We start from the raw sequence: 6,697 nt of genomic DNA on the forward strand, positions 1-6,697 counted from the left end.
CAGTTTACGGAGACCCACGGTGGCCGCCACTCCACCGTGAAGATTTACACCACTCATGGGGACACTACCCGATTTCAGGCACCTTGTTGAGCAGCGATATTCGCCCGGTCAGTTCCACTTCACTCAGCAGTTCACTGATGAGACTGGGCAGATACAGGGTTTTCAGATGTAGCGATTTATGCCCTGCTTCGAGGCGTTCTCCTTCCAGCAACTGGCCGATAAGGGTATCCATCTGCTTAAGGTCACGCTCCATATCCTCTTTTGCCCCGCTGGTATCCAGCATGGCCAGCGAGATTTGCATGCGCGCCAGGGGGGTACGAAGCTCGTGGCTGATAGCCAGTAGCAACTCGTTTTTAGCATCGAATATGCTTTTCAACTCATCGGCCATTTTATTGATGCCCAGGGTCAGCTCGGACAACTCGTTTTTGGGATGACGATGGATCTTATGCCCAAAATCTCCCTGGCTGATGGCTTTGACGCTTTGCACCGCATCGAACACAGGCGCAAGTAGGCGCCGTAGCATAAAATAGCTGGTCCCGATAATGACCAGCATGGCCAACCAGGGCCAGTACACGGCCCACCAGGGATAAATGGCAAAGTTGATGGGCGTTGACATCACCGCCACCCAGCCCCTTGGCGACTGGTGCAGCAGATAGTAGCCGCCCCGGTATTTGACAAATTTCAGCTCGCCGATGGGTTCGGCCCTGGGCAACAGCTCAGTAATGGTAGGAAAATCCGGATCGGTAGTTTGGCGCTTTCCGTCAAGCTCAAGCAGGATATCGCCTTTGATTTCGGAGGCGACTTTTTCAAGCGCGTCGGCATCACCGGCTTTGTTCTCGATCTTGACCAGCATCTTCAACAGGCCGTCGTGACGTTCTTGCATCAGGCTTTTAATTTTCTCTTCGGTGAAGACTGCCTTGGCCGCCGCCATGCAAAATCCCAGTAAAATGGTGGTAACGCCAAACAGGAAAAACAATCGGGCAAACAGGCCAAGTTTAGGTAATCTCATTCACGCTGCCCTATAAAGCAGTAGCCCACATTGCGCAGGGTTTTAATATATTTGGGCGCATTCACATCATCGCCCAGTTTTTGCCGCAAGCGGCTGAGCAGAATATCGATAGAACGGCTGTACACGTCGGCATCGATACCGCGCAGCTCGTTGAGCAGCTCATCACGGTTAAATACCTGGCCTGGGTGCTGGGCAAGCAGACGCAAACAGCGAAATTCCATGCCGGTCAGATTCACTTCCTGATCACGCAGCAATACCTTGTGATGCTGGGGATAAATGCACAGATCAGCAAAGCGCCAGCATTCTTGCTGGTTTGGCGCGGGGCGGTGACGGCGCAGCAGTACGTCAATGCGCGCCACCAGCTCGCGGGGCTCAAAGGGCTTGGCCAGATAGTCGTCGGCGCCGATCTCCAGGCCCAGGACCTTGTCGGTCAGCTCGCCTCGGGCGGTCAGCATAATAATGGGTAAGTCGTGGCGCTGGCGGATTTCTTTACACAAGGTAAACCCGTCCTTCTCCGGCAGCATCACATCCAACAGCAACAGGTCGTAGTTTTCCTGGCTGAGTAATGCCATGCCCGCAGAGGGCCGCTCTGCACAGTGCAACTGGATATCGAACTGCGAAAAATACTGCTTTAAGCGCGTACTTAAGTCCAGATCATCGTCAATCAACAATACGCTTTTCATGCTGCCTCCTTAACCCCCCTGTAGTGTGCCTGCGCCTTAGCGAGAATAGCAATCAACGTTACCCTTCGTTACGTTCGGTTGCCTGACTGAAAAGCGCGCAACTGTGGTCTCGAGTACGCTTGTCATCACTTGCCTGTGCATGTTGCACGGGCAAGCAGAACCAATGAGGACAAGGCAATGACAAAGACGATCCGTAACCTTCTGAGTATCTGTGCATTCACCATCACCAGCCTGGCCGCCCCCCAGGCTTTCGCCGACGACATCATGTTCAAGCTATTTATCGAAGCCCATGACTTCAACGAGTATCAACAGGAACTGGCCTTTGAGCTACTGGAATCGGGCCGCGCCCTGGCGGCTGAAATCAAAAAACCCAAGGAAGAGCTAAGAGGCCATGTCACGGAGTTAATTGAGAAAGACCAACTGGATGTGGAGACCATGATGCAGTCATATCAAGGTTGGCAATCGGGGGTGGATGAAAAACTGCTGACAGCTCTGCAATCCTTGGCCAGGCTACACGCCCAACTGACCAATGAACAACGCGAAGCACTGGTTCAGACCTTCCACAAGATGCGTGACAAGTAATTGCTGTCCGTAAAACCTGGTGCACTGTAGCTTGTTGCTAGCGTGCGGCAGGTACGACAACGCTTAGGATGGGCTGATTAGAATAACTGCGAACCCCTCAGATTCGAGCTGTTCGGCCAGGTCATCCAGAAGGGGCATAACATCTAGTGATCCAATTTGATCAACGCCGCCATATTTCACCGGGCCGAGAGGGGATTCTGTTGTATAGAAAGTGACCCCCTCTTGATCTGACCCGGCCGGTTCATGCGCCGCAATGGCGGCAAACGAGAACGCGAAACAGGATGATGAGCGGTTCGTTTACGACAACCTCCTCCGGATCGAGGCCTTGATGCTTACAGACCTCTAGCGCGCGGGCTACGCTTTCGAACAGCGACACAAATGCTTCGCTATTGATTTGCCCGAGGCTATCGCTCGGGACCGAGGAAAGATCGAGACGTCCAAGTTCGTTCTCTCGCCCTTCCTTTACGAAGCCAATGTGGACGGAATTGCCCCCCATTACCTGGGTCATGAACCAGCAGGTGCGCCATAGCTCTGCGAGTGGCCCAGTCTTATTCGGGTCCCATGTGAGAGAGAAGCTCGCACTTGGTCCGCGCAATATGATCTCAAAATCCGGTGTGACCGCCCGAATCTTTATCCGATTTAATGGGAGCCCTATCTCAGCGGGTGGCGCATAAAATCTCGCGAGTATCTTCACAGGCACTGCCAATGGATCATTTTAGCGAACGACACGCCATAAAATAGCACTTCGGGCCATCATGAAGACAGAGGCACGCGGCCCAGTTGTCGTTTGATTGCAGCGATCACATCACGATGCAATGGTAGGTTCTTTTGCTCCGCGCCCCAGACCTGCCGAAATGCCTCGACTGTCGCCTTCGCCGTATCGACGACCATTTTGGCTGGGAGCCCTGCCAGGCCGGCAAGATGCTCAAGCTCATCCACGCCGAACGCATCGAAGCGCTTGGTGCGACTAAATTTCAGCGCGGCTTCCTCATCATCGAGGCCGGGGTAAGCGATCGTGGACACGAAATCATAGGCTGGTGCGAGCCGAGCCGTCTGGCGGTCGGGGTAATAGACGGACCAGTTCTTCACATGCATGTCCGCATTGCCGATCAGCGTATTGAAGGTGAGTCTCCGGACGAATTCCCGCACGTCGTCATCGTCGCTTTCCGTTGCAATGACCCGCGCAATATTCACGGCGCTAGCCTTCTTGTATTTGTCAGCCGGATAGATCCCGAAGATTTGCGCAAAATCCTCAATATGGACGGCGGTCCCGTCGCTCAATCGGTCGAACCGCTCGATGGCCAGTGCTTGGCCTTTCAGTGACGCCACCTCGTTGGGCACACCGGCGATGGATTCAGTATTGATGAGTTCTACGGCCGGCACGTTCATGCCGACAAGGCGCGCGAGTGTCATCATCGAGTATTCATTCTCGGGCACACCATTGAACTTTTCGGATGGAAGTTTGATGATCCATGAACCACCGGCCCCCGATGCGGGAATGGTGAGACCGCCGGTCGCGTCAGTCACGGCGGAAAATTTTAGCTGCACGCCGGCCAGTGAGAATCGCATAGCGCGAGCCTCGCGTGCGGCACGCTCTTCGTCATCAAGTGCCTGGTCAGCATCGGGCGGCCAAGACTCACCATCTGCCGGACGGACGGTGATGGCACCGGGCAGGTCCCGGCCAAGTACCCAGAGCAGGAAAAATTCCCGCTCTGGGTTCACACCGGCGCGCTCCGCGAGATAGTCCCGAAGCCTTCCCTCCGGTAGCAAGTTGGAGAAGAATGGCATGAGTCGGGTCTGCGTTGTCCGGTGGTCCGTGATCAACTCTCCGAACTGGTCTTTGAAGGCCAATCCAAGAACTGGACGATCCACGTTGTCTATGTAGGCCTCATTGAATGCAAACAGATTCCGGTCACCCGCGACGCGCGTCAGCGTTCCGATGGCCTCACCGTAGAGCAACACCTCGAGAACGGAGACATCAGCCATCGTCATCCTCCAGGCTGTAGGCGGGGCGCGGCCCCTCTTCCGTCGCGTCCGGATGAAGGTGCGCGAACTTATTGCGAAGCCGGTCGACATCCTGCATCACCGCGTTCATGCGCTGGATGTTCTGATCTTTCTTCAGCGCTTCAAGCTGCTCGTTGAGCGCGCGCACTGCGCCAAGAGCCGAAGGTGAAATTTCGACTCGGAGAAGGTCATGAATACGGCTTTTCAGCCGCGCAGCATTTTTTGACGAGGCATGCTCACGGACGACACTGTCCGTCAGTTTTTCAAGCTTCGCGAGATCATCGCGAAGCGCCAGCTTCGTCAGACTGATCGGCGTAGGCTGCGCTTGACGAATCAGCGACCGCGCGGCGGGAACAACCTTCCTCGGCACGAGCATGAGCTCCAGATCGAGAGCCCGGGCGAGTTCCGTCAGACTGGATAGACGCAGATCAACACCGGTGTTCTCGATCTTGGAGATATGGCTCTGCGGCACGCCCGCCAGCTTTGCTAGCGCAGCCTGGCTCAACGCCTTTGCTGTCCGCGCCTGTTTGAGCCGCTTGCCAATTTCAGCTTGTAGATCCACAACAGCACCAATCTATCCAAGTAGATATAAATTAACTATTTATCTGCTTTAATAAATAAATGTACTCTGGTAGGAAGCACAAATTATCTAGTTACGTAGAAGTCTAGCTTAATATTATATATGTGTATATATATTGGTATCGTTAATCTCTTAGGTGTTCTACGGTCACCATATGATCGACTTTTGGAGACAGTTGAGAAGTGATTAGACACGGGCTTGGAAGACTCCTTGGCGGGACCTTCCAAGTCTTTGTGCTTCAGGGGCAAAATGGTGGGCCGTGCTGGATTGATCACAACAGCCTTTGGGCTGTTGTGACCCCTGCGGGGCGCCTCCGCTGCGCTGCGGCGTCCAAAATGCTCCGTTGGTCGCATTTTGTCGAAGGGGTTCTCTCCAGACGAACCCAACCCCACAAACGCAAAATGCCGTAAGCGCAAAATAATCTACGCCCTGCCAACGCCGCCCTGAACTGTGCAAGCTGCACCCTCCGAATCGTCAGCCCCGGAGGGCACACCCCATGTCAGAGGTTTCTCCGCCATCCATCAGCAGCGACGCCGCTGCACACGACACCCAGACCGAACTCACCGAACGCCAGCAGTTCTGGCTCGAGCATCTGCGCGCCTGCGCCAAGGCTAATCAAACCACCAAGGACTACGCGCAGGCGCATGGTCTCAGTGTCAAGGCGATGTACACCGCCCGCAAACATCTCGCGCAGCGGGGCACATCAAAGTCCACGACCACCGCGCCGTTTGCCCGGGTACGGGTCGCACCCTCGCCGCCAACAACGCAATGGAGCGTCCAGCTGTCCAACGGCACGACGGTCAGTTTCAGTGGCGCGGTTGATGGCCAGGCGCTGCACACGATTCTCCAGGCCGCGGCGTCGCTGTCATGATGCGCCCCGGCAACGACAATCTTGAGGTCTACCTGCACCGTAACCCGATTGACTTCCGCAAGGGCATTAATGGGCTTGCGGTACTGGTCGAGCAGGCGCTGGAACTGAACCCGTTCTCGGAGCAGCTGTTCGTGTTCTGCAATCGCCGCCGTGACCGTATCAAGATACTCTACTGGGAGACCAACGGCTTCTGCCTGTGGCAGAAGCGTCTGGAACAGGACCGTTTCCACTGGCCGCGCACACGCCAGGATGATGTGATCATGCTGAGCATACAGCAGCTGAACTGGTTGCTGGANGTCTGGAACAGGACCGTTTCCACTGGCCGCGCACACGCCAGGATAATGTGATCATGCTGAGCATACAGCAGCTGAACTGGTTGCTGGACGGCTACGACATCACCCAGCTGAAGCCGCACGCAAAGCGGACATACAACACGGTTTTATAGCTGTTATTATAGGGTATTCCGTGCGTTAGAGGTATAATGAATGCATGCCGAAAACCCCTACACAACTGCCCTCGACGGTCGCCGCGCTACAGGCCCTGGTGGCGCAGCAGATGGCGGAAAAAGCCGAGCAGCAGGCGCGACTGGCCGAACTGGAACACGAGAACAAACGTCAGTCGGCCAGAATTTTTACCCTCCAGGAACAACTCAATCTTGCTCTGGCGCGTCGCTTTGCCGCCAGCAGTGAGAAGCTCTCACCCGACCAGTTCCGGCTGTTCAATGAAGCCGAGGTTGATGCACAACTGGCGCTTGGCGAGGACGAAGCCGAGGGCACCATCGACGTACCGGCGCATGCCCGCAAAAAGCGTGGCCGCAAGCCCTTGCCCGACACGCTGCCCCGGACTGAGGTGATCTATGAGCTGGCCGGGGACGACCTGAACTGCCCCCATGACGGCCAGGAGCTATAACCAAAAGTGGTGTTTGAGGGTTTGAAAAAAGGCGGCGTATCTGGTTGATTTGTTATCGC

Annotated in this window: 10 protein-coding genes; 5 read left to right on the forward strand and 5 right to left on the reverse strand. The window is 55.4% G+C overall.

All coding sequences use genetic code 11. The annotated features are described in order from the left end of the window. Positions 1-64: 64 nt before the first annotated feature. Complete coding sequence (locus tag Q6D67_RS21250) at positions 65-1,009, reverse strand: histidine kinase dimerization/phospho-acceptor domain-containing protein (protein WP_304707815.1); 945 nt, start codon at positions 1,007-1,009, stop codon at positions 65-67. Next, positions 1,006-1,692, reverse strand: coding sequence for a response regulator transcription factor (locus Q6D67_RS21255; protein WP_304707817.1), 687 nt, complete (start codon positions 1,690-1,692; stop codon positions 1,006-1,008). Before Q6D67_RS21255 ends, Q6D67_RS21250 begins: the two co-directional genes overlap by 4 nt. Positions 1,693-1,869: 177 nt before the next feature. Between Q6D67_RS21255 and Q6D67_RS21260 the strand changes: the two genes are divergently transcribed. Then, positions 1,870-2,274, forward strand: coding sequence for a hypothetical protein (locus Q6D67_RS21260; protein ID WP_304707819.1), 405 nt, complete (start codon positions 1,870-1,872; stop codon positions 2,272-2,274). Between the two features lie 241 nt (positions 2,275-2,515). On the opposite strand, the gene Q6D67_RS21265 is transcribed toward Q6D67_RS21260, so the two are convergent. The 3 genes from Q6D67_RS21265 to Q6D67_RS21275 form a co-directional block, all read right to left on the reverse strand. Continuing rightward, entirely contained in the window at positions 2,516-2,782 is a 267-nt protein-coding gene (locus Q6D67_RS21265; protein ID WP_304707820.1) for a hypothetical protein, read from the reverse strand. Between the two features lie 245 nt (positions 2,783-3,027). Beyond that, positions 3,028-4,260 (reverse strand): type II toxin-antitoxin system HipA family toxin, encoded by a 1,233-nt coding sequence (locus tag Q6D67_RS21270; RefSeq protein ID WP_304707822.1) that lies wholly within the window; start codon positions 4,258-4,260, stop codon positions 3,028-3,030. After that, positions 4,253-4,840 (reverse strand): helix-turn-helix domain-containing protein, encoded by a 588-nt coding sequence (locus tag Q6D67_RS21275; RefSeq protein ID WP_304707824.1) that lies wholly within the window; start codon positions 4,838-4,840, stop codon positions 4,253-4,255. Before Q6D67_RS21275 ends, Q6D67_RS21270 begins: the two co-directional genes overlap by 8 nt. A gap of 514 nt (positions 4,841-5,354) precedes the next feature. On the opposite strand from Q6D67_RS21275, the gene Q6D67_RS21280 reads away from it, so the two are divergent. The 4 genes from Q6D67_RS21280 to Q6D67_RS21290 all read left to right on the forward strand — a co-directional run bounded on the left by Q6D67_RS21280 (position 5,355) and on the right by Q6D67_RS21290 (position 6,638). Then, on the forward strand, positions 5,355-5,729 hold the full coding sequence (locus Q6D67_RS21280; protein WP_304707825.1) for a hypothetical protein: 375 nt from the start codon (positions 5,355-5,357) through the stop codon (positions 5,727-5,729). After that, on the forward strand, positions 5,726-6,076 hold the full coding sequence (gene tnpB, locus Q6D67_RS21285; protein ID WP_304707827.1) for an IS66 family insertion sequence element accessory protein TnpB: 351 nt from the start codon (positions 5,726-5,728) through the stop codon (positions 6,074-6,076). Before Q6D67_RS21280 ends, tnpB (Q6D67_RS21285) begins: the two co-directional genes overlap by 4 nt. Then, complete coding sequence (tnpB, locus tag Q6D67_RS22020) at positions 6,028-6,174, forward strand: IS66 family insertion sequence element accessory protein TnpB (protein WP_370552020.1); 147 nt, start codon at positions 6,028-6,030, stop codon at positions 6,172-6,174. The genes tnpB (Q6D67_RS21285) and tnpB (Q6D67_RS22020) overlap by 49 nt, the downstream gene beginning before the upstream one ends. 44 nt (positions 6,175-6,218) lie before the next feature. Further along, positions 6,219-6,638: a transposase gene (locus Q6D67_RS21290; protein ID WP_304707828.1), complete on the forward strand. Its 420-nt coding sequence runs from the start codon at positions 6,219-6,221 to the stop codon at positions 6,636-6,638. Positions 6,639-6,697: the final 59 nt, after the last annotated feature.

It is taken from the genome of Haliea sp. E1-2-M8 (genome assembly GCF_030649675.1).
Lineage (GTDB): Bacteria > Pseudomonadota > Gammaproteobacteria > Pseudomonadales > Halieaceae > Haliea.

Bases quoted from the DNA above. Each gene is read 5' to 3' on its own strand.
- Q6D67_RS21250 (WP_304707815.1), bottom strand. From the start codon at position 1,009: ATGAGATTACCTAAACTTGGCCTGTTTGCCCGATTGTTTTTCCTGTTT.
- Q6D67_RS21255 (WP_304707817.1), bottom strand. From the start codon at position 1,692: ATGAAAAGCGTATTGTTGATTGACGATGATCTGGACTTAAGTACGCGC.
- Q6D67_RS21260 (WP_304707819.1), top strand. From the start codon at position 1,870: ATGACAAAGACGATCCGTAACCTTCTGAGTATCTGTGCATTCACCATC.
- Q6D67_RS21265 (WP_304707820.1), bottom strand. From the start codon at position 2,782: ATGACCCAGGTAATGGGGGGCAATTCCGTCCACATTGGCTTCGTAAAG.
- Q6D67_RS21270 (WP_304707822.1), bottom strand. From the start codon at position 4,260: ATGGCTGATGTCTCCGTTCTCGAGGTGTTGCTCTACGGTGAGGCCATC.
- Q6D67_RS21280 (WP_304707825.1), top strand. From the start codon at position 5,355: ATGTCAGAGGTTTCTCCGCCATCCATCAGCAGCGACGCCGCTGCACAC.
- Q6D67_RS21290 (WP_304707828.1), top strand. From the start codon at position 6,219: ATGCCGAAAACCCCTACACAACTGCCCTCGACGGTCGCCGCGCTACAG.